We start from the raw sequence: 19,173 nt of genomic DNA on the forward strand, positions 1-19,173 counted from the left end.
TCCGATGAAATCGACCCGACCCTTTCACCCGACTCCCGTCATCACGATCGACGGCCCGACCGCTTCCGGCAAGGGCACCGTCGCGGCGCTCGTCGCCGCGCACCTTGGCTTCCACCTGCTCGACAGCGGTGCGCTGTACCGTCTCGCGGCGCTCGCAAGCGTACGCTACGGCATTGAGGCGGAGGACATCGACGCGCTGGTGAAACTGATCGACGATCTCCACATCACGTTCCGCGAAGGCTGCGCGCAGCTCGACGGCGTCGACGTGTCGAACGACATCCGCGCCGAAGCGGTCGGCAACCGCGCGTCGGCCATTGCCGTGCACGGGCCCGTGCGCACCGCGCTGGTCGCGCGCCAGCGCGCGTTCCGCAAGACGCCGGGCCTGGTTGCCGACGGCCGCGACATGGGTACGGTGATCTTCCCGGACGCCGTGCTGAAGGTGTTCCTGACGGCCAGCGCCGAGGCGCGCGCGGCCAGACGGCATAAGCAATTGATGCAAAAAGGTTTTTCTGCTAATATAGATGACTTGCTCCGGGATCTTCGTGAACGTGACGCGCGCGACAGCAATCGCGCGGCCGCACCGCTGAAGCCCGCGGCAGATGCCGAGCTGCTGGATACGTCGGCACTTTCGGTCGATGAAGCAGTCGACCAGGTGCTGCAGTGGTACCGGGCGCTCGGCCAGCCCGCCTGAGAAGGCGGGCAGCGGTAGGTGCTCCGCGTCGCAAGCGCGGAGCGTGTTTCGAACCCTTAACCCCGTGTGGTCTTCGATCTGGCCCTTTCAGCCTGCCATTCCGGCCGGCGTGGCACAGCGAGCCATGCACAATCAGATTTTTATGTCCGACCTGCAAACCTCCACCCCGAATACCGAATCCTTTGCGGCTCTGTTCGAAGAGTCGCTGACCCGCCAAGACATGCGCGCCGGCGAAGTGATTTCCGCCGAAGTCGTGCGCGTCGACCACAACTTCGTGGTCGTCAATGCAGGCCTGAAGTCCGAGGCTTACATTCCGATCGAGGAATTCCTGAACGATCAGGGCGAGGTTGAGGTGCAGTCGGGCGATTTCGTGTCCGTCGCGATCGACGCACTCGAAAACGGCTACGGCGACACGATCCTGTCGCGCGACAAGGCGAAGCGCCTTGCATCGTGGCTGTCGCTGGAAAAGGCCCTCGACAACAACGAACTCGTCACCGGCACGATCACCGGCAAGGTGAAGGGCGGCATGACCGTGATGGTCAACGGCATCCGCGCGTTCCTGCCGGGTTCGCTGGTCGACACGCGTCCGGTCAAGGACACGACCCCGTACGAAGGCAAGACGCTCGAGTTCCGCGTGATCAAGCTCGATCGCAAGCGTAACAACGTCGTGCTGTCGCGTCGTGCAGTGATCGAAGCGACGCAAGGCGAAGAGCGCGCGAAGCTGCTCGAGACGCTGAAGGAAGGCGCGATCGTCAACGGCGTGGTCAAGAACATCACCGACTACGGTGCGTTCGTCGACCTCGGCGGCATCGACGGCCTGCTGCACATCACCGACATCGCATGGCGTCGTGTGCGTCACCCGAGCGAAGTCCTGTCGGTTGGCCAGGAAGTCACCGCGAAGATCCTCAAGTTCGACCAGGAGAAGAACCGCGTCTCGCTGGGCATCAAGCAACTGGGCGACGATCCGTGGGAAGGCATCTCGCGCCGTTACCCGTCGGGCACGCGCCTGTTCGGCAAGGTCACGAACATCACCGACTACGGCGCATTCGTCGAAGTGGAATCGGGCATCGAAGGCCTCGTCCACGTGTCGGAAATGGACTGGACCAACAAGAACGTTGCTCCGTCGAAGGTTGTCCAGCTCGGCGACGAAGTCGAAGTCATGGTTCTCGAGATCGACGAAGACCGTCGTCGTATCAGCCTCGGCATGAAGCAGTGCAAGCCGAATCCGTGGGATGACTTCAGCCGCAACTTCAAGAAGGGCGACAAGATCACGGGCGCAATCAAGTCGATCACCGACTTCGGCGTGTTCATCGGTCTGCCGGGCGGCATCGACGGCCTGGTCCACCTGTCGGACCTGTCGTGGAGCGAAGCTGGCGAAGAAGCCGTTCGCAAGTACAAGAAGGGCGACGAAGTCGAAGCAATCGTGCTCGGTATCGACGTCGAGAAGGAGCGTATTTCGCTCGGCATCAAGCAACTCGAAGGCGACCCGTTCAGCAACTACGTTGCAATGAACGACAAGGGCTCGATCGTCGACGGCGTCGTGAAGACGGTCGATGCGAAGGGTGCGGTCATCACGCTGACGGGCGACATCGAAGGCTACCTGCGCGCATCGGAAATCTCGCAGGATCGCGTCGAAGATGCACGCAACGTGCTGAAGGAAGGCGACAAGGTCAACGCGATGGTGATCAACATCGATCGCAAGTCGCGTGGCATCAACCTGTCGATCAAGGCGAAGGATTCGGCCGAGCAACAGGAAGCGATCCGCGGCCTGCAATCGGACTCGAGCGCTGCTGCGACCGGTACGACCAACCTCGGCGCGCTGCTGAAGGCGAAGCTCGACGGCCAGAACCAGTAAGCCTCACGAGGTCTGCTGAAGTATGACCAAATCCGAGTTGGTCGCGCAGCTGGCATCGCGATTTCCGCAACTTGTCCTCAAGGATGCGGATTTCGCGGTGAAAACGATGCTCGATGCGATGTCCGATGCCCTGGCGAAAGGGCATCGCATCGAAATTCGGGGTTTCGGCAGCTTCGGCCTCAACCGTCGCCCGGCGCGCGTCGGACGCAACCCGAAGTCGGGGGAGAAAGTGCAGGTGCCCGAGAAGTTCGTGCCGCACTTCAAGCCTGGCAAGGAATTGCGTGAACGCGTCGACGGCCGCGCCGGTGAGCCGCTGAAGGCTGATGATCCGGACGACGAGCGTTGAGCGTCGTTCGGTTTGCCCGGAACCTGTCCGGCGAAGGCTGAAGAAAAAAGCGCCCCTTGCGGGCGCTTTTTTCGTTTCCGGCAACCGCAGCGCAATGGGGCGAGCAGGATCTGCGCAGCCGCGGAAACGCTTCCTTTACAATACGGGTCGATTCGGTGCGACGAAGGGGAGTCGCGCGCCGCGGCAAACCTCAACAAAGAGAGGGCTTCATGAAGTTTATCGTCTGGCTGATCCGGGTATTGGTGTTCGTGCTGCTGCTGGTGCTCGCGCTGGCCAATACGCAAACCGCGACGCTGAATTTTGTTGCCGGCTATGCATGGCAAGCGCCGCTGATCCTGATCGGCCTCGCGTTCTTCGTCGTGGGGCTGCTGGCCGGCCTGCTGTCCGCGCTGCCTTCGATCTTCCGTCTGCGTCTCGAGAACGGGCGCCTGAAGCGCGATCTGCGCGCGGCGCGCGAAACGCCTGCCGTCATCGACCAGCCGCCGATGCCGCCCGTCATTTAACACGGACGCCGCGCGATAATCGCGCGGTTTTCGTCTCTGCTTCGATATTTCGCATGGATCTGGATTTCTGGTGGTTGCTCGCGATTCCGGTTGCGTTCGCGCTCGGTTGGGCGGCGTCACGCTATGACCTGAAGAATCTCCTGTCGGAGAGTGCCAACCTGCCGCGATCGTATTTTCGCGGCCTGAATTTTCTGTTGAACGAACAACCGGACAAGGCGATCGACGCGTTCATCGAGGTCGCCAAGCTCGACCCCGAGACGGTCGAGCTGCACTTCGCGCTCGGCAACCTGTTCCGCCGTCGCGGTGAAACCGACCGTGCAATCCGCGTGCACCAGAACCTGCTGAGCCGTACGGACCTGCCGGTCAACGAGCGCGACCATGCGCTGTACGAGCTCGGCCAGGATTTCCTCAAGGCCGGCCTGCTCGATCGCGCCGAGGAGGCGTTCCACAAGCTCGCCGACGGCGACTACGCGCTTGGCGCACAGCGGGCGCTGCTGACGATCTACGAGATCGAGAAGGACTGGAACAAGTCGATCGATACCGCGAAGCGCATCGAGTCGATGAGCGACAAACCGCTCGGCACCGAAATCGCGCAGTTTCACTGCGAACTCGCGCAGGACGCGTTGCAGCGCAAGAACGCGGCTGCGGCCGCAGAGCAACTGCGGCTCGCGCTGACCGTGAACCCGCAGAACGTTCGCGCGACGATCCTGTCCGGCGATGCCGCGGAGGCGGAGGGCAATCACGCGGCTGCGATCGAGCACTGGAAGCGTGTCGAAGCGCAGAACCCGGCGTATCTGCCGCTCGTCGCCGACAAGCTGATGAAGGCCTATGTCGCGCTCGGCAAGAACGTCGACGGCGCGGAGCTGCTGATGGGGTATGTCGACCGCTATCCGTCGAACGACCTGCTCGACATCGCCTATCAGCATATCGCGGGGTTGCGCGGCCAGGATGCAGCGCACACGCTCGCGCGCGCGCAGATGGAGAAGTCGCCGAACCTGTCGGGGATGCTGCACCTGCTCGATGCGCAGATCGCGGCGGCCGACGAACCGCGTCGTAAGGAACTTGAAATGATGCGTGCGCTGATCAAGCAGCGCACGAAAAATCTGCCACGGTATACGTGCCAGAATTGCGGTTTCCGGGCGCGGCTCTTCTACTGGCAGTGCCCCGGATGCAGCGGCTGGGAAACCTATGCGCCGCGCCGCGTCGAACCTGCGATGTCGAGCTGATCCCGGCACGCGGAACCAACGCGCAGCGGTTGTCGCCGGGCTCGGCCCGGCGGCCAAGTTAGTCAATTACCGGGAAGTACCGGAACATCTATGAAAATCACCATCATCGGCACCGGCTATGTCGGCCTCGTCACGGGCTCATGCCTCGCGGAGATCGGTCACGACGTCTTCTGTCTCGACGTCGATCCGCGCAAGATCGACATCCTGAATAACGGCGGGATGCCGATTCACGAACCGGGGCTGCTGGACATCATCGCGCGCAACCGCGCGGCGGGGCGCCTGCGCTTTTCGACCGACCTCGAGGCGAGCGTCGCGCACGGCGAGATCCAGTTCATTGCGGTCGGCACGCCGCCCGACGAGGACGGCTCGGCCGACCTGCAATACGTGCTCGAGGCCGCGCGCAACATCGGCCGCCACATGACGGGCTTCAAGGTGATCGTCGACAAGTCGACGGTGCCGGTCGGTACCGCGCAGCGCGTGCGCGGCGTGGTCGACGAGGCGCTTGCCGCACGCGGGCTCGGCGGCAGCGTCGCGCATCGCTTCTCGGTCGTGTCGAACCCGGAATTCCTGAAGGAAGGCGCCGCGGTCGAGGACTTCATGCGCCCTGACCGGATCATCATCGGTGTCGACGGCGACGAGACGGGCACGATCGCGCGCGAGAAGATGAAGAAGCTTTACGCGCCGTTCAACCGCAACCACGAGCGGACGATCTACATGGACGTGCGTTCGGCCGAATTCGCGAAATATGCGGCGAATGCGATGCTCGCGACGCGTATCTCGTTCATGAACGAGATGTCGAATCTCGCCGACAAGGTCGGTGCCGACATCGAGGCCGTGCGCCGCGGGATCGGCTCCGATCCGCGCATCGGCTACCACTTCCTGTACGCGGGCGTCGGCTACGGCGGCTCGTGCTTCCCGAAGGACGTCCAGGCGCTGATTCGCACCGCGGGCGAGAACGGCCAGCCGCTGCGCATCCTGGAAGCCGTCGAGGCGGCCAACCATGCGCAGAAGGACGTGCTGATCGGCAAGATCGAGCAGCGCTTCGGCGCCGACTTGACCGGCCGCGAGTTCGCGGTCTGGGGCCTGGCGTTCAAGCCGAACACCGACGACATGCGCGAGGCGCCGAGCCGCCGCTTGATCGCCGCGCTGCTCGAGCGCGGCGCGATCGTGCGCGCGTACGATCCGGTCGCGGTCGACGAGGCGCGGCGCGTGTTCGCGCTGGATTTCGGCGACGATGCGGATGCGCTTGCACGGCTGCAGCTCGTCGATACGCAGGACGTCGCCGTGACGGGTGCGGACGCGCTCGTGATCGTGACCGAATGGAAGGAATTCCGGAGCCCCGATTTCACGCGCCTGAAGGCCGAACTGAAGGCGCCGGTGATTTTCGACGGGCGCAACCTGTACGAGCCGGACGCGATGGCCGAACTGGGCATCGACTACTATGCGATCGGCCGGCCGTATGTCGATCCCCAGTCGTTCTCCCGTGGCTGATCACACGATGAATACTCTCCGCGAAGTCGTTCCGGTGCCGCGCGCGCAGCTCGCGCGCTCGCGTGTGCTTGTCGTCGGCGACGTGATGCTCGACCGTTACTGGTTCGGCAACGTCGATCGAATTTCGCCGGAAGCGCCGGTGCCGGTCGTGCACGTGCAGCGTCAGGAAGAGCGGCTCGGGGGTGCGGCCAACGTCGCGCGCAATGCCGTGACGCTCGGCGGCCAGGCCGGATTGCTGTGCGTCGTCGGTTGCGACGAACCCGGCGAGCGGATCGTCGAGATGCTCGGCAGCAGCGGCGTGACGCCGTATCTCGAGCGCGACCCGACGCTGCCGACCACGATCAAGCTGCGCGTGCTCGCACGCCAGCAGCAACTGCTGCGCGTCGACTTCGAGGCGATGCCTACGCACGAGGTGCTGCTCGCGGGGCTCGCGCGCTTCGACGCGCTGCTGCCGCAGCACGACGTCGTGCTGATGTCGGATTACGCGAAGGGCGGCCTGACGCACGTCACGACGATGATCGAGAAAGCGCGGGCGGCCGGCAAGGCCGTCCTCGTCGACCCGAAGGGCGACGACTGGGCGCGCTACCGCGGCGCCTCGCTGATCACGCCGAATCGCGCGGAGTTGCGCGAAGTGGTCGGGCAGTGGAAATCGGAAGATGATCTGCGCGCGCGCGTTGCGAATCTGCGTGCGGAACTCGGCATCGACGCGCTGCTGCTCACGCGTTCCGAAGAGGGCATGACGCTCTTTTCCGCCACCGGCGAACTGCACGCACCGGCGCTTGCGCGCGAGGTGTACGACGTGTCGGGCGCGGGCGATACCGTGATCGCGACGGTCGCGACGATGCTCGGCGCAGGCGTGCCGCTCGTCGACGCGGTCGTGCTCGCGAATCGCGCGGCAGGCATCGTGGTCGGCAAGCTCGGCACGGCCACGGTGGACTACGACGAACTGTTTCACTGAGCGCATTCGGCGGCGCGACGAGCGCGTCGCACGAGTGGCTCGCACTTTTCAGGCAGGACGATCATGACCCTCATCGTCACCGGCGCAGCCGGTTTTATCGGCGCGAACATCGTCAAGGCGCTCAACGAGCGCGGCGAGACGCGCATCATCGCGGTCGACAACCTGACGCGCGCGGACAAGTTCCGCAATCTCGTCGATTGCGAGATCGACGACTATCTCGACAAGACGGAATTCGTCGAACGCTTCGCGCGCGGCGACTTCGGCAAGGTGCGCGCGGTGTTCCACGAAGGCGCCTGTTCGGACACGATGGAAACCGACGGCCGCTACATGATGGACAACAACTTCCGCTACAGCCGCGCGGTGCTCGACGCGTGCCTCGCGCAAGGCGCGCAGTTCCTGTACGCGTCGTCGGCCGCGATCTACGGCGGCTCGACGCGTTTCGTCGAGGAGCGCGACGTCGAGGCGCCGCTGAACGTGTACGGCTATTCGAAGTTCCTGTTCGACCAGGTGATCCGTCGCGTGCTGCCGACCGCGAAGAGCCAGATCGCCGGCTTCCGCTATTTCAACGTGTACGGCGCGCGCGAAACGCACAAGGGCCGCATGGCGTCGGTTGCGTTCCACAACTTCAACCAGTTCCGCGCGGAAGGCAAGGTGAAGCTGTTCGGCGAGTACAACGGCTATGCACCGGGCGAGCAGACGCGCGATTTCGTGTCGGTCGAGGACGTCGCGAAGGTGAACCTGTTCTTCTTCGATCATCCGGAGAAGTCGGGCATCTTCAACCTCGGCACGGGCCGTGCGCAGCCGTTCAACGATATCGCGTCGACGGTCGTGAACACGCTGCGTGCGCTCGACAACCTGCCGCCGCTGACACTCGCGCAGCAGGTCGAGCAGGGGCTGATCGAATACGTGCCGTTCCCCGATGCGTTGCGCGGCAAGTACCAGTGCTTCACGCAGGCCGACCAGACGAAACTGCGCGCCGCCGGCTACGATGCACCGTTCCTGACCGTGCAGGAAGGCGTCGACCGCTACGTTCGTTGGCTGTCCGGCCAGGTTTAAGCGGAAGCGTTGTATCGATAGACTGGGTCTCACGGTCGGCAGCCGCCGGCCGTTTTCAACGGAGATCCAGCACATGATCAGAAAATGGTTTGCCGCAGCGGTCATGCTCGGCGCAGTCGCGTCGGCCTGGGCGGCCGTCGACGTCAACACCGCGAACGAGGATGCGCTCGTCGGCATCAAGGGCATCGGCCCGGCGCGGGCGAAGGCGATTCTGGACGAACGCGGCGCGCGCGGTCCGTTCAGGAGTGCGGAAGATCTCGCGTCACGCGTGAAAGGCATGGGCGGCCATACCGTCGAGCGACTTCAGCAGGAAGGGCTGACGGTAGGCGCGGCCGGCGCGGGCGCGACCGGCTCGGGCACTGCAGCCGCGCCGGTCGCGGGCAAGGCGGCAGCAGCAAAGCCCGCCGCGGCACCTGCCCGCACCGCGCAGAAGTAACGCGTCGCGCGCGACCGACAAAGAGCTCCTTCAGTCGCCGTCATTGCGACGGCTTCCCGCGGCATGCCGCGGGTTTTTTGCGTGCGCACTGCGTGCGCAGCGATCGCGAATCGCGCGGCATGCGTATTCCATCGTCGCAAAGGGGTTGCCGGCGCGAGCGGCGGCGCTGGTTTACAATCGACCGATTGATCGGCCTCGTACTCACGGCATACCCATGGCTTACAAAACTATCGAAGACACGATCGGCAATACGCCGCTCGTGCAACTGGTCCGCTTGCCGGACGACGAGATTCGCGCGCGCAACAACGTGGTGCTCGCGAAGCTCGAAGGCAACAATCCGGCCGGTTCCGTGAAGGATCGCCCGGCGCTGTCGATGATCAGCAAGGCCGAGGCGCGCGGGCGCATCAAGCCGGGCGATACGCTGATCGAGGCGACGAGCGGCAACACGGGCATCGCGCTCGCGATGGCAGCGGCGATCCGCGGCTACAAGATGGTGCTGATCATGCCGGAGGACCTGTCGGTCGAGCGCCGCCAGAGCATGGCGGCCTATGGCGCCGAGATCATCCTCACGCCGGTGAAGGGCGGGATGGAGCTGGCGCGTGACCTGGCGGACCAGATGCAGCGCGAAGGCAAGGGCGTGATCCTCGATCAGTTCGCCAACCCCGACAACCCGGTCGCGCACTACGAAGCGACCGGCCCGGAGATCTGGCGCGACACCGACGGGCGCGTGACGCACTTCGTGTCGGCGATGGGCACGACCGGCACGATCATGGGCGTGTCGCAGTATCTGAAGGAACGGAATCCCGCGATCGAGATCGTCGGTGCGCAGCCGGAAGAAGGTTCGCGCATTCCCGGCATCCGCAAATGGCCGGAAGCCTATTTGCCGACGATCTTCGATCGCAGCCGCGTCGACCGCGTCGAGAACGTGAGCCAGGCCGCCTCCGAAACGATGGCGCGCCGGCTGGCGGCTGTCGAAGGCATCTTCGCGGGCATTTCGTCGGGCGGCGCGTGCGAAGTCGCGATGCGCATCGCGCGTCAGGTCGAGAACGCGACGATCGTGTTCATCGTTTGCGATCGCGGCGACCGCTATTTGTCCACGGGCGTGTTCCCGGCCTGAGCCCGTCCCGCACGCGATAAAAAAAACGCCGCAGTTGCGGCGTTTTTTTGTTTGGGCGGGTGCGTTGCCTACTGCGCTTGCTCGTCCGCGTTGCCCGGCGTCAGCGCGCCGCTCGCTTCCATCTGCGCCTTCACGGCCTCGCCGAGCTGATACACGGTGAGTGCGTAGAAGAAGCTGCGGTTGTAGCGCGTCAGCACGTAGAAATTCTTCAGCCCGAGCATGTATTCGGTCGCGCGCCCCGGCGACGGCAGATCGACCACGGTCACCGGCGTGGCGGCTTCGGTGGTGATGTTGACCGCCGGTTCGTTCAGCGTCATGCCCGCGCGCATCAGTTGCGACAGCGCCCAGTGCGGTTCGGGCTGGCCGTCGGCGGCGGCCTGTGCGATCCCCAGGCTGCCCGTATCGGGCGTGATCTGCCAGACCACCGGGCGGTCGGTTTCCCAGCCGTGCTGCTTCAGGTAGTTAGCGACGCTGCCGATCGCGTCGACAGGACTGCTGCGCAGATCGACATGGCCCGTGCCGTCGAAGTCGACTGCATATTCGCGGATGCTGCTCGGCAGAAACTGCGGAATCCCGATCGCACCCGTATACGAGCCGAGCACGGTGGTCGGGTCGAGCTGGTTGTCACGGGTCCAGACCAGGAAATCCTCGAGGTTCTTGCGGAACGTTGCCTGGCGGCTGTCGCGATTCGGCGTGTCCGGATAGTCGAACGTGAGCGTCGTCAGCGCGTCGAGCACGCGGAAACTGCCCATGTAGCGGCCATAGATCGTCTCGACGCCGATGATGCCGACGATCACCTCGGGCGGCACGCCGAACTCCCGGGATGCGCGCTGCAGCGTTGCCTGGTTGGCCTTCCAGAACTTCACGCCCGCGTTGATGCGGATCGGCTCGATGAAGCGCGAGCGATAGACGCGCCAGTTCTTGACCGTCGGCGACGCGGCGGGCTTCACGAGCTTGACTGCCGTCGCCGAATAGCTGATGCGCGAGAACAGCGCATGCAGGCTCGCGGAGTCGAAGCCGTTGCGGCTCACCATCTCGTCGATGAACGCGTCGACCTTCGCGTTGCTCGCGTAACGCTGCGGAACGATTTCCTCTTCGAAGGTCTGGCCTTGCGGCGCCGGCTGCTGGGGCTGGGCCTGTGCGACGCGCGTACCGGCAGGCTTCGCAGGCTGCGTCTGCGCGCCGGCAGGCGCGGCGCCGAGGGCTGCGGCGACGGCGGCAACGACGAGCGGAGCGCGAACACGGCGCAGCGCGGAGAGAAGGGCGGCAGGCTTGCTGGAATTCATGTCGAAGCGGGCGGACGGGGGCGATTGGGTTCGGCGCAGTATACCCGACGCATCCGGCGCGCCGGGGCGAAACCGGGCCCCGTTGTGGTAAGTTAGCGGCGAATTCGCGGCAGACGATGGACATCATTGATGGAGACCTGCGGCGCACCGCGCGCTGCGGATGACAGCTTATGGCAACCGCTTTCTATACGCACCCCGACTGCATGTTGCACGAGATGGGGGAATGGCATCCGGAATGCCCGGCCCGATTGTCGGCGATCCAGGATCAACTGATCGCGAGCCGCATCGACGACCTGATCGTGCACGAAACCGCGCCGTTCGCGAGCGAGGTGGCGTTGGGCCGTGTGCATACGCAGGCGCACATCGACTACATCCGGAGCATGACGCCGGTCGACGGCTACGTCGAGATCGATCCCGATACGCTGATGAACCGCGACACGTGGCGCGCGGCGCTGCGTGCAGCCGGTGCCGCGATCGCGGCGACCGACGCGGTGATCGAAGGCCGCTACGCGAATGCGTTCTGCGGCGTCCGGCCGCCCGGCCACCACGCGGAGCCGGCGCGCGCGATGGGTTTCTGCTTCTTCAACAACGTCGCGATCGCCGCGCGGCATGCGCTCGACGTGCACGGTCTCGAACGTGTCGCGATCATCGATTTCGACGTGCACCACGGCAACGGCACCGAGGCTGCATTCGCCAACGACGAGCGCGTGCTGATGTGCAGTTTCTTCCAGCATCCGCTGTACCCGTTCTCGGGCGTCGATCACCAGGCGCCGAACATGGTCAACCTGCCGATGCCCGCGCGCAGCAACGGGATGGCGATCCGCGAAGCCGTCGACATGTTCTGGCTGCCGCGTCTCGACGCGTTCAAGCCGCAGATGCTGTTCGTGTCGGCGGGCTTCGATGCGCATCGCGAGGACGACATCGGCAACCTCGGCCTCGTCGAGACCGACTTCGAATGGCTGACCGCGCAGATCGTCGACGTCGCGCGTCGTCATGCGCAGGGCCGCATCGTGAGCTGTCTCGAAGGCGGCTACAACCTGTCCGCACTCGGGCGCAGCGTCGTCGCGCACCTGCGCGTGCTGGCCGGTATCTGACCGTCCGTCCGCCGCCAGCATGTGCGCTTGATCAGCGCGCCGGCACGCGCGCGTGAATCCACGCGATCAGCGCATCGATCACGCGGTCGCGTTCGAGATCGTTCATCGTTTCGTGGAAACCACCTTCGTATAGCGTCAGCGTGCGATCGGGCGAGCCGACGCGCGCGCCGAACGCACGGCTGCCGTCGGGTTCGGTCAGCTTGTCGTCGGTGCCGTGATAGACGAGCACCGGGACGCGCAGCGCGCCGCGGCCGCGTTCGATGCGCGCCATCGCGTCGAGAATCTCCGCGCCGGTGCGCGCGGGCACCGCGCCGTGATGCACGAGCGGGTCGGCGCGATTGGCCGCGACGATGGCCGGATCGCGCGACAGCAGCGCCGCGTCGATCCGGATCGCGGGAAAGGTCGGCCACGCGCGGCTGATGACGCGGCTTACCGCGAGCATCCAGCGCGGCACGTCGCGCCCCGGTGCGAGCGCCGGGCTCGACAGCACGAGGCCCGTGAGCGCATGGCCGCTGGCCGGCGCGCGTTCTATCGCGTACAGCGCGGCGACCGCGCCGCCCATGCTGTGTCCCATCAGGAACAGCGGCGTATTGCCGCGCGCGGCTTCGGCGACCAGCGCATCCGCATCGTTCAGGTAATCGTCGAAACGCTCGACCCAGGCTCGCTTGCCGGGCGACTGGCCGTGCCCGCGCAGATCGATCGCGAGCACGTCGATGCCGGCCGCGTTCAGCCGGCCGGCGAGCGCGGCATAACGGCCCGCGTGTTCGGCGAGGCCATGCACGAGCGCGATCGTCGCGCGCGGCGGCGCGGTGCCGCTGCCGGCCGGCCAGCGGTACGATGCCAGTTCGAGCCCGTCCGCAGCGCGTAGCCGGCCCATTTTCGGCGCGGGCGGCGACGAAGGCGCCGATCCGGCAGTGGCGGGCGCGGCGGCCGGCGTGGTGGTGGCGGTCATCTGGCGTGTCCCTGTTCGTTGGTCGGTGTTCCGGATCATAGTCGCGGCATTGTCGCGACGGGCCAGCGGCGCTCCTCTAATTTCGTGAGGTTATGAAAAGATCGAAATCGATTATTAAGGGGAATGAGGGGTTTGCGGTAAAATCGCCGACTATTCCAGATGCATCGGTGGCCGACTGGCGGGCCTGCGCGCCGGCCGGCCACCGTTTTGTTTACATGATCGAATTACGCAATCTTTCGCAGCGTTTCCCCGGGCCGAGCGGCTGGGTCGAGGCGCTGCACAACGTCAACCTGACGATTCCGCAGGGCGAGGTGTTCGGCATCATCGGCCGAAGCGGCGCCGGCAAGAGCACGCTCGTGCGCACCATCAACCTGCTCACGCGGCCGACCGAAGGCAATGTCGTCGTCGGCGGGCGCGATCTCACGCTGCTGCCGGCCGGCGCGCTGCGCGAGGCGCGCCGCGAGATCGGCATGATCTTCCAGCACTTCAACCTGCTGTCGTCGCGCACGGTGTTCGACAACGTCGCACTGCCGCTGGAGCTGGCCGGCGCAAGCCGTGCCGACATCGAGGCCGCCGTGCTGCCGCTGCTCGACCTCGTCGGGCTGTCCGCGCAGAAGGATCGTTACCCGGCGCAGATCAGCGGCGGACAGAAGCAGCGCGTCGGCATCGCACGCGCGCTCGCGAGCCAGCCGAAGGTGCTGTTGTCGGACGAAGCGACGTCCGCGCTCGATCCCGAGACCACACGTTCGATCCTCGACCTGCTGAAGCGCATCAACCGCGAACTCGGCCTGACGATCGTGCTGATCACGCACCAGATGGAAGTGATCAAGCAGGTGTGCGATCGCGTCGCGGTGCTCGATGCGGGGCGGGTGGTCGAGGAGGGCCGCGTGATCGACGTGTTCCTGCAGCCGCATCACGAAGTGACGCGCGCGCTGATCGGCGACGTGATCGCGCAGGAACTGCCGCCCGCGCTGAAGGTGCGCGTGGCCGAGCGGCTGAAGACAGGTAGCGGGCATCTGCTGCGGCTCGCGTTCACGGGCTCGGGTGTCGACCAGCCGATCCTGTCGGAGACGATCCGCCGATACGAACTCGATTTCAACATCCTGCACGGCCAGATCGACGAGATTCAGGGGCAGGCATTCGGTTCGCTCGCGGTGCTCGCGGGCGGCGAGCCGGGCAAGGTCGGGCAGGCGCTCGCGTTCCTGCGCGAGCAAGGTGTGGTGGTAGAGGAGCTTTCGTATGTTGAGTGAGATGTTCGATATGTTCGTGCAGTCGTTCTGGGAGACGCTGATCATGGTCGGCATCTCCGGGGCGGTCGGCGCGCTCGTCGGTCTGCCGCTCGGCGTGCTGCTCTACTTGACCGATCGCCAGGGCGTGCTGCAGAACCTCGCGGTGAATCGCGTGCTCGGCGGCATCGTGAACGCCGTCCGCTCGACGCCGTTCATCATCCTGCTGGTCGCGGTGATTCCGTTTACGCGGCTCGTCACGGGGTCGTCGATCGGCACGGCCGCGGCGGTCGTGCCGCTGACGCTGGCGGCCGCGCCGTTCATCGCGCGTCTCGTCGAGACGGCGCTGCGCGAAGTCGACCGCGGGCTGATCGAAGCCGCGCAATCGATGGGCGCGACCACGTCGCAGATCGTATTCAAGGTGTTGCTGCCCGAATCGCTGCCGGGCGTGGTGGCGGGCCTGACGATCACGTTCGTGTCGTTGGTCGGCTATTCGGCGATGGCCGGTGCGATCGGCGGCGGCGGGCTCGGCGATCTCGGGATTCGCTACGGCTACCAGCGCTATCTGCCGGAAGTGATGTGGACGGTCGTCGCGATCCTGATCGTGTTCGTGCAGATCGTGCAGTCGTTCGGCGACTGGCTCGTCCGCCGGCTGAGCCACAAATAAGACGAAATTGATCCGTTAGTTAGGGGGAAGAGACGATGCAACGACGCTTCATGCTGAAGTTCGCGGCGGCACTCGGCGCAGCCGCGCTGTTCGCGGGTGCGCACGCACAGGCCGAAACCATCAAGGTGGGCGTGACGGGCGGGCCGCACGCGCAGATCATGGAAGCGGTGAAGAAGGTCGCGGCGAAGAGCGGCCTCGAGATCCGCATCGTCGAATTCTCCGATTACGTGCAGCCGAACGCGGCGCTCGCGTCGGGCGACCTCGACGCGAACAGCTACCAGCACGATCCGTATCTGCAGGCGCAGGTGAAGGATCGCGGCTACAAGCTGATCAAGGTCGCGGAGACCGTCACGTTCCCGATGGGCATCTATTCGAAGCGCGTGAAGTCGCTGGCCGAACTGAAGCCCGGCGCGCGCATCGCGGTCCCGAACGACCCGACCAACGGCGGCCGTGCGCTGCTGCTGCTGCAAAAGCAGGGCCTCCTGAAATTGCGCGCGGATGCGGGGCTGAAGGCGACGCCGCTCGATATCGTCGACAATCCGCGCAAGCTGAAGATCGTCGAACTCGATGCGGCGCAGATTCCGCGCTCGCTCGGCGACGTCGACGCGGCCGCGATCAATACCAACTACGCGATGGAAGCAGGGTTGAAACCGAAACAGGACGCGATCGCGATCGAGGGTCCGAACGGCCCGTACGCGAACATCCTCGCGATTCGCGACGCGGACCGGAACAAGCCGTGGGTCGCGAAACTGATCGCGGCCTATCATTCGGCCGACGTGAAGCAGTTCATCGAAGGCAAGTTCGGCGGCGCGGTCATCGCCGCCTGGTAACGGGCAGAGCACGGGACGCCCGGCGGGATTAGAGTCGATGATCGAAAACCCGGGCTTTGCGTCCGGGTTTTTTCTCTTTTAAAATAGAACGACCGTTCGCTATCATTGGCGCGTCGCCAAGAAGCGGTATCCTCGACAGCCACGATGGATGGGTCCGCTTGGCCGCGCAGTCATGAGGCCTCGCTATAGAATGGCCTCTGGTCGTATTCGTAACTTTGGAGCGTGTGCATGAAAATCCTGGTGCCAGTGAAAAGAGTGGTCGATTACAACGTGAAGGTCCGCGTGAAGTCGGACAACACGGGCGTCGACATCGCGAACGTGAAGATGTCGATGAACCCGTTCGACGAGATCGCCGTTGAAGAGGCCGTGCGCCTGAAGGAAGCGGGCGTCGCGACCGAAGTGATCGCGGTGTCGGTGGGCGTCACGCAGGCGCAGGAAACGCTGCGCACGGCGCTGGCGATCGGTGCGGATCGCGCGATCCTGGTCGAGTCGACCGACAGCGTCGAGCCGCTGGCCGTCGCGAAGATCCTGAAGGCGCTGGTCGACAAGGAACAGCCGCAACTGGTGATCCTCGGCAAGCAGGCGATCGACGACGATTCGAACCAGACGGGCCAGATGCTGGCCGCGCTGGCCGGCCTGCCGCAAGCGACGTTCGCGTCGAAGGTGACGGTTGCCGACGGCAAGGCGACGGTTGCGCGTGAAGTCGACGGCGGCGCGGAAACGCTGTCGCTGACGCTGCCGGCGGTGATCACGACCGACCTGCGCCTGAACGAGCCGCGCTACGTGACGCTGCCGAACATCATGAAGGCGAAGAAGAAGCCGCTGGAAACCGTGAAGCCGGAAGACCTGGGCGTGGACGTCGCGCCGCGTCTGAAGACGCTGAAGGTGGTCGAGCCGCCGAAGCGTGCGGCCGGCGTGAAGGTGCCGGACGTGAAGACGCTGGTCGAGAAGCTGAAGACCGAAGCCAAGGTGCTGTAAGAGGGAGCGGAAAGAAATGACGATTCTGGTGATTGCAGAACACGACAACGCGTCGATCAAGGCCGCGACGCTGAACACGGTGGCAGCGGCGGCGAAGATCGGCGGTGACATTCACGTGCTGGTCGCGGGCCACAACGCGCAAGCGGCTGCAGACGCAGCAGCGAAGATTGCAGGTGTGTCGAAGGTGCTGCTGGCCGACGCGCCGCAGCTCGAAGCGGGCCTCGCGGAAAACGTCGAAGCGACCGCGCTGAACATCGCGAAGGACTACTCGCACATCCTCGCGCCGGCGACGGCGTACGGCAAGAACATCGCGCCGCGTATCGCGGCGAAGCTGGACGTCGCGCAGATTTCGGACATCACGGCGGTCGATTCGGCCGATACGTTCGAGCGTCCGATCTACGCAGGCAACGCAATCGCGACGGTGCAGTCGAGCGACCCGATCAAGGTCATCACGGTGCGCGCGACGGGTTTCGATCCGGTTGCAGCGGAAGGCGGCAGCGCTTCGGTCGAGAAGATCGAAGCGGCAGCCGACGCAGGCAAGTCGCAGTTCGTGAGCCGTGAAGTGACGAAGCTGGACCGTCCGGAACTGACGTCGGCAAGCATCATCGTGTCGGGTGGCCGCGGTCTGGGCAGCGGCGAGAACTACACGAAGGTGCTCGAGCCGCTGGCGGACAAGCTGTCGGCCGCACTCGGCGCATCGCGCGCGGCAGTCGACGCGGGCTACGTACCGAACGACTACCAGGTCGGCCAGACCGGCAAGATCGTCGCACCGCAGCTGTACATCGCGGTCGGCATCTCGGGTGCGATCCAGCATCTGGCCGGCATGAAGGATTCGAAGGTGATCGTCGCGATCAACAAGGATCCGGAAGCGCCGATCTTCAGCGTGGCCGACTACGGCCTCGTCGGCGATCTGTTCACGCTCGTGCCGGAACTCGTGGCCGAGCTCGGCTGACGCGGCGTGCCGCTTCAGCGGTAAGCACACGGAAAAAGGGGGCGCTACGAGCGCCCCTTTTTTTTCGATGCCGGCCGACCCGCATTGCTGCGGGCCGCCGCGGCTTATGCGTATGCCGGGCGCGTCTGGCCGGTCACTTCCTTCAGGTAGCGATGCACCGACAGGTCGTCGGCCTGGATCGCCGGCTTCTTGCCCGAGATCAGGTCTGCGAGCAGTTGGCCCGAACCGCACGACATCGTCCAGCCGAGCGTGCCGTGGCCGGTGTTCAGGAACAGGTTCGACACCGGCGTGCGGCCGACGATCGGTGTGCCGTCCGGCGTCATCGGGCGCAGGCCCGTCCAGAACGTCGCCTTCGACGTATCGCCGCCGCCCGGGAACAGGTCGTTCACGCACATCTCGAGCGTTTCGCGGCGCGCGGCGCGCAGGTTCTTGTCGAAGCCGACGATTTCCGCCATGCCGCCGACGCGGATGCGCTGGTCGAAGCGCGTGATCGCGATCTTGTAGGTCTCGTCGAGCACGGTCGACACGGGCGCGGCCGCTTCGTTGACGATCGGCGCGGTGATCGAATAGCCCTTCAGCGGATAGACCGGGATCTTCATCAGGTTCGAGATGAAGCTGGTCGAGTACGAACCGAGCGCGACGACGTACGCGTCCGCGCGCACCATCTCGCTGCCGCATTGCACGCCGGCGATCTTGCCGCCGGCAATCGCGAGCGCGTCGATCGGCGTGTTGTAGCGGAACTTGACGCCGAGCGATTCGGCGAGCGCCGCGAGGCGCGTCGTGAACAGCTGGCAATCGCCCGTTTCGTCGCCCGGCAGGCGCAGGCCGCCCGTCAGCTTGTGCGATACCGCGGCGAGTGCCGGTTCGGCATTCTTCAGGTCGTCCGGCGACAGCAGTTCGAACGGCACGTTCGCTTCCTGCAGCACGGCGATGTCCTTCGCCGCGCCGTCGAGTTGCTGCTGCGTGCGGAACAGCTGCAGCGTGCCGCCCGTGCGCCCTTCGTACTGGATGCCGGTGTCGGCGCGTAGCGCCTGCAGGCAGTCGCGGCTGTATTCGGCGAGGCGGACCATGCGGCCCTTGTTGACTGCATAGCGCTCGGTCGTGCAGTTGCGCAGCATCTGCCACATCCACTGGAGCTGGAAGCGCGTGCCGTCGAGACGGATCGCGAGCGGCGCATGCTTTTCGAACATCCACTTGACGGCCTTCAGCGGCACGCCGGGCGCGGCCCAGGGCGCCGCATAGCCGGGGGAGATCTGGCCTGCGTTCGCGAAGCTCGTCTCGAGCGCCGGGCCGGCTTCCCGGTCGATCACCGTGACTTCATGACCGGCGCGCGCGAGGTAATACGCGCTTGCCACGCCCACCACACCGCTGCCCAGAATGACGACTCGCATAGCTGCTCCAGATCGAAGGGATCAGATCGAGGCCGGACGCACCCGCGGCTCCGTGTAACCTCTAGCTGATCTAGTTTTTTGAGCTATGGTATTGTCGAATGTGCAGGTTTTGTTATCG

19 protein-coding genes are annotated in these 19,173 nt (G+C 65.3%); 16 read left to right on the forward strand and 3 right to left on the reverse strand.

The window, feature by feature from the left end; genetic code table 11:
• Positions 1 to 4 precede the first annotated feature (4 nt).
• The 10 genes from cmk to cysM all read left to right on the forward strand — a co-directional run bounded on the left by cmk (position 5) and on the right by cysM (position 9,679).
• Entirely contained in the window at positions 5 to 691 is a 687-nt protein-coding gene (gene cmk / locus MRS60_RS04910) for a (d)CMP kinase (RefSeq protein ID WP_034183037.1), read from the forward strand.
• 142 nt (positions 692 to 833) lie between these two features.
• Positions 834 to 2,546, forward strand: a complete 1,713-nt coding sequence (gene rpsA / locus MRS60_RS04915; RefSeq protein WP_034183438.1) for a 30S ribosomal protein S1 — start codon at positions 834 to 836, stop codon at positions 2,544 to 2,546.
• Between the two features lie 22 nt (positions 2,547 to 2,568).
• Positions 2,569 to 2,892, forward strand: coding sequence for an integration host factor subunit beta (locus tag MRS60_RS04920; protein ID WP_006486894.1), 324 nt, complete (start codon positions 2,569 to 2,571; stop codon positions 2,890 to 2,892).
• Between the two features lie 209 nt (positions 2,893 to 3,101).
• Positions 3,102 to 3,395, forward strand: a complete 294-nt coding sequence (locus MRS60_RS04925) for a lipopolysaccharide assembly protein LapA domain-containing protein (RefSeq protein WP_034183038.1) — start codon at positions 3,102 to 3,104, stop codon at positions 3,393 to 3,395.
• Positions 3,396 to 3,448: 53 nt separating this feature from the next.
• Positions 3,449 to 4,621 carry a lipopolysaccharide assembly protein LapB gene (lapB, locus tag MRS60_RS04930; RefSeq protein WP_034183039.1) on the forward strand — a complete coding sequence of 391 codons (1,173 nt, stop codon included), beginning with the start codon at positions 3,449 to 3,451 and terminating at the stop codon, positions 4,619 to 4,621.
• Positions 4,622 to 4,711: 90 nt separating this feature from the next.
• The gene (locus MRS60_RS04935) at positions 4,712 to 6,112 is read left to right on the forward strand and encodes a UDP-glucose dehydrogenase family protein (protein WP_034183040.1); all 1,401 of its coding nucleotides are present in this window, start codon (positions 4,712 to 4,714) and stop codon (positions 6,110 to 6,112) included.
• 7 nt (positions 6,113 to 6,119) lie between these two features.
• Positions 6,120 to 7,070: a D-glycero-beta-D-manno-heptose-7-phosphate kinase gene (gene rfaE1, locus MRS60_RS04940; RefSeq protein ID WP_243565307.1), complete on the forward strand. Its 951-nt coding sequence runs from the start codon at positions 6,120 to 6,122 to the stop codon at positions 7,068 to 7,070.
• 63 nt (positions 7,071 to 7,133) lie between these two features.
• On the forward strand, positions 7,134 to 8,126 hold the full coding sequence (gene rfaD / locus MRS60_RS04945) for an ADP-glyceromanno-heptose 6-epimerase (RefSeq protein ID WP_034183439.1): 993 nt from the start codon (positions 7,134 to 7,136) through the stop codon (positions 8,124 to 8,126).
• Between the two features lie 73 nt (positions 8,127 to 8,199).
• Positions 8,200 to 8,562: a ComEA family DNA-binding protein gene (locus tag MRS60_RS04950; protein WP_034183041.1), complete on the forward strand. Its 363-nt coding sequence runs from the start codon at positions 8,200 to 8,202 to the stop codon at positions 8,560 to 8,562.
• A gap of 214 nt (positions 8,563 to 8,776) precedes the next feature.
• On the forward strand, positions 8,777 to 9,679 hold the full coding sequence (gene cysM / locus MRS60_RS04955; RefSeq protein ID WP_034183042.1) for a cysteine synthase CysM: 903 nt from the start codon (positions 8,777 to 8,779) through the stop codon (positions 9,677 to 9,679).
• 68 nt (positions 9,680 to 9,747) lie between these two features.
• Here cysM and mltB read toward each other — a convergent pair whose 3' ends face one another.
• Positions 9,748 to 10,965, reverse strand: a complete 1,218-nt coding sequence (gene mltB / locus MRS60_RS04960; protein WP_034183043.1) for a lytic murein transglycosylase B — start codon at positions 10,963 to 10,965, stop codon at positions 9,748 to 9,750.
• Between the two features lie 170 nt (positions 10,966 to 11,135).
• On the opposite strand from mltB, the gene MRS60_RS04965 reads away from it, so the two are divergent.
• Positions 11,136 to 12,059 carry a histone deacetylase family protein gene (locus MRS60_RS04965; protein ID WP_034183044.1) on the forward strand — a complete coding sequence of 308 codons (924 nt, stop codon included), beginning with the start codon at positions 11,136 to 11,138 and terminating at the stop codon, positions 12,057 to 12,059.
• Between the two features lie 31 nt (positions 12,060 to 12,090).
• Here MRS60_RS04965 and MRS60_RS04970 read toward each other — a convergent pair whose 3' ends face one another.
• Positions 12,091 to 13,011, reverse strand: a complete 921-nt coding sequence (locus MRS60_RS04970) for an alpha/beta hydrolase (RefSeq protein ID WP_034183045.1) — start codon at positions 13,009 to 13,011, stop codon at positions 12,091 to 12,093.
• 215 nt (positions 13,012 to 13,226) lie between these two features.
• Here MRS60_RS04970 and MRS60_RS04975 point away from each other — a divergent pair, with 215 nt between their 5' ends.
• The 5 genes from MRS60_RS04975 (at position 13,227) to MRS60_RS04995 (ending at position 17,664) form a co-directional block, all read left to right on the forward strand.
• Positions 13,227 to 14,261: a methionine ABC transporter ATP-binding protein gene (locus tag MRS60_RS04975; RefSeq protein WP_034183046.1), complete on the forward strand. Its 1,035-nt coding sequence runs from the start codon at positions 13,227 to 13,229 to the stop codon at positions 14,259 to 14,261.
• Entirely contained in the window at positions 14,251 to 14,904 is a 654-nt protein-coding gene (locus MRS60_RS04980; protein ID WP_006486982.1) for a methionine ABC transporter permease, read from the forward strand. Before MRS60_RS04975 ends, MRS60_RS04980 begins: the two co-directional genes overlap by 11 nt.
• A gap of 35 nt (positions 14,905 to 14,939) precedes the next feature.
• The gene (locus MRS60_RS04985) at positions 14,940 to 15,734 is read left to right on the forward strand and encodes a MetQ/NlpA family ABC transporter substrate-binding protein (RefSeq protein ID WP_034183047.1); all 795 of its coding nucleotides are present in this window, start codon (positions 14,940 to 14,942) and stop codon (positions 15,732 to 15,734) included.
• Positions 15,735 to 15,962: 228 nt separating this feature from the next.
• Entirely contained in the window at positions 15,963 to 16,712 is a 750-nt protein-coding gene (locus MRS60_RS04990) for an electron transfer flavoprotein subunit beta/FixA family protein (protein WP_047900131.1), read from the forward strand.
• Positions 16,713 to 16,728: 16 nt separating this feature from the next.
• On the forward strand, positions 16,729 to 17,664 hold the full coding sequence (locus MRS60_RS04995) for an electron transfer flavoprotein subunit alpha/FixB family protein (RefSeq protein ID WP_034183049.1): 936 nt from the start codon (positions 16,729 to 16,731) through the stop codon (positions 17,662 to 17,664).
• 104 nt (positions 17,665 to 17,768) lie between these two features.
• Here the strand turns inward: MRS60_RS04995 and MRS60_RS05000 are convergent, their stop codons facing one another.
• Positions 17,769 to 19,055, reverse strand: a complete 1,287-nt coding sequence (locus MRS60_RS05000; RefSeq protein WP_217588093.1) for a D-amino acid dehydrogenase — start codon at positions 19,053 to 19,055, stop codon at positions 17,769 to 17,771.
• Positions 19,056 to 19,173 lie beyond the last annotated feature (118 nt).

It is taken from the genome of Burkholderia pyrrocinia, from assembly GCF_022809715.1.
Classification (GTDB): domain Bacteria; phylum Pseudomonadota; class Gammaproteobacteria; order Burkholderiales; family Burkholderiaceae; genus Burkholderia; species Burkholderia pyrrocinia_C.

Bases quoted from the DNA above. Each gene is read 5' to 3' on its own strand.
- cmk (WP_034183037.1), top strand. From the start codon at position 5: ATGAAATCGACCCGACCCTTTCACCCGACTCCCGTCATCACGATCGAC.
- rpsA (WP_034183438.1), top strand. From the start codon at position 834: ATGTCCGACCTGCAAACCTCCACCCCGAATACCGAATCCTTTGCGGCT.
- MRS60_RS04920 (WP_006486894.1), top strand. From the start codon at position 2,569: ATGACCAAATCCGAGTTGGTCGCGCAGCTGGCATCGCGATTTCCGCAA.
- MRS60_RS04925 (WP_034183038.1), top strand. From the start codon at position 3,102: ATGAAGTTTATCGTCTGGCTGATCCGGGTATTGGTGTTCGTGCTGCTG.
- lapB (WP_034183039.1), top strand. From the start codon at position 3,449: ATGGATCTGGATTTCTGGTGGTTGCTCGCGATTCCGGTTGCGTTCGCG.
- MRS60_RS04935 (WP_034183040.1), top strand. From the start codon at position 4,712: ATGAAAATCACCATCATCGGCACCGGCTATGTCGGCCTCGTCACGGGC.
- rfaE1 (WP_243565307.1), top strand. From the start codon at position 6,120: ATGAATACTCTCCGCGAAGTCGTTCCGGTGCCGCGCGCGCAGCTCGCG.
- rfaD (WP_034183439.1), top strand. From the start codon at position 7,134: ATGACCCTCATCGTCACCGGCGCAGCCGGTTTTATCGGCGCGAACATC.
- MRS60_RS04950 (WP_034183041.1), top strand. From the start codon at position 8,200: ATGATCAGAAAATGGTTTGCCGCAGCGGTCATGCTCGGCGCAGTCGCG.
- cysM (WP_034183042.1), top strand. From the start codon at position 8,777: ATGGCTTACAAAACTATCGAAGACACGATCGGCAATACGCCGCTCGTG.
- mltB (WP_034183043.1), bottom strand. From the start codon at position 10,965: ATGAATTCCAGCAAGCCTGCCGCCCTTCTCTCCGCGCTGCGCCGTGTT.
- MRS60_RS04965 (WP_034183044.1), top strand. From the start codon at position 11,136: ATGGCAACCGCTTTCTATACGCACCCCGACTGCATGTTGCACGAGATG.
- MRS60_RS04970 (WP_034183045.1), bottom strand. From the start codon at position 13,011: ATGACCGCCACCACCACGCCGGCCGCCGCGCCCGCCACTGCCGGATCG.
- MRS60_RS04975 (WP_034183046.1), top strand. From the start codon at position 13,227: ATGATCGAATTACGCAATCTTTCGCAGCGTTTCCCCGGGCCGAGCGGC.
- MRS60_RS04980 (WP_006486982.1), top strand. From the start codon at position 14,251: ATGTTGAGTGAGATGTTCGATATGTTCGTGCAGTCGTTCTGGGAGACG.
- MRS60_RS04985 (WP_034183047.1), top strand. From the start codon at position 14,940: ATGCAACGACGCTTCATGCTGAAGTTCGCGGCGGCACTCGGCGCAGCC.
- MRS60_RS04990 (WP_047900131.1), top strand. From the start codon at position 15,963: ATGAAAATCCTGGTGCCAGTGAAAAGAGTGGTCGATTACAACGTGAAG.
- MRS60_RS04995 (WP_034183049.1), top strand. From the start codon at position 16,729: ATGACGATTCTGGTGATTGCAGAACACGACAACGCGTCGATCAAGGCC.
- MRS60_RS05000 (WP_217588093.1), bottom strand. From the start codon at position 19,055: ATGCGAGTCGTCATTCTGGGCAGCGGTGTGGTGGGCGTGGCAAGCGCG.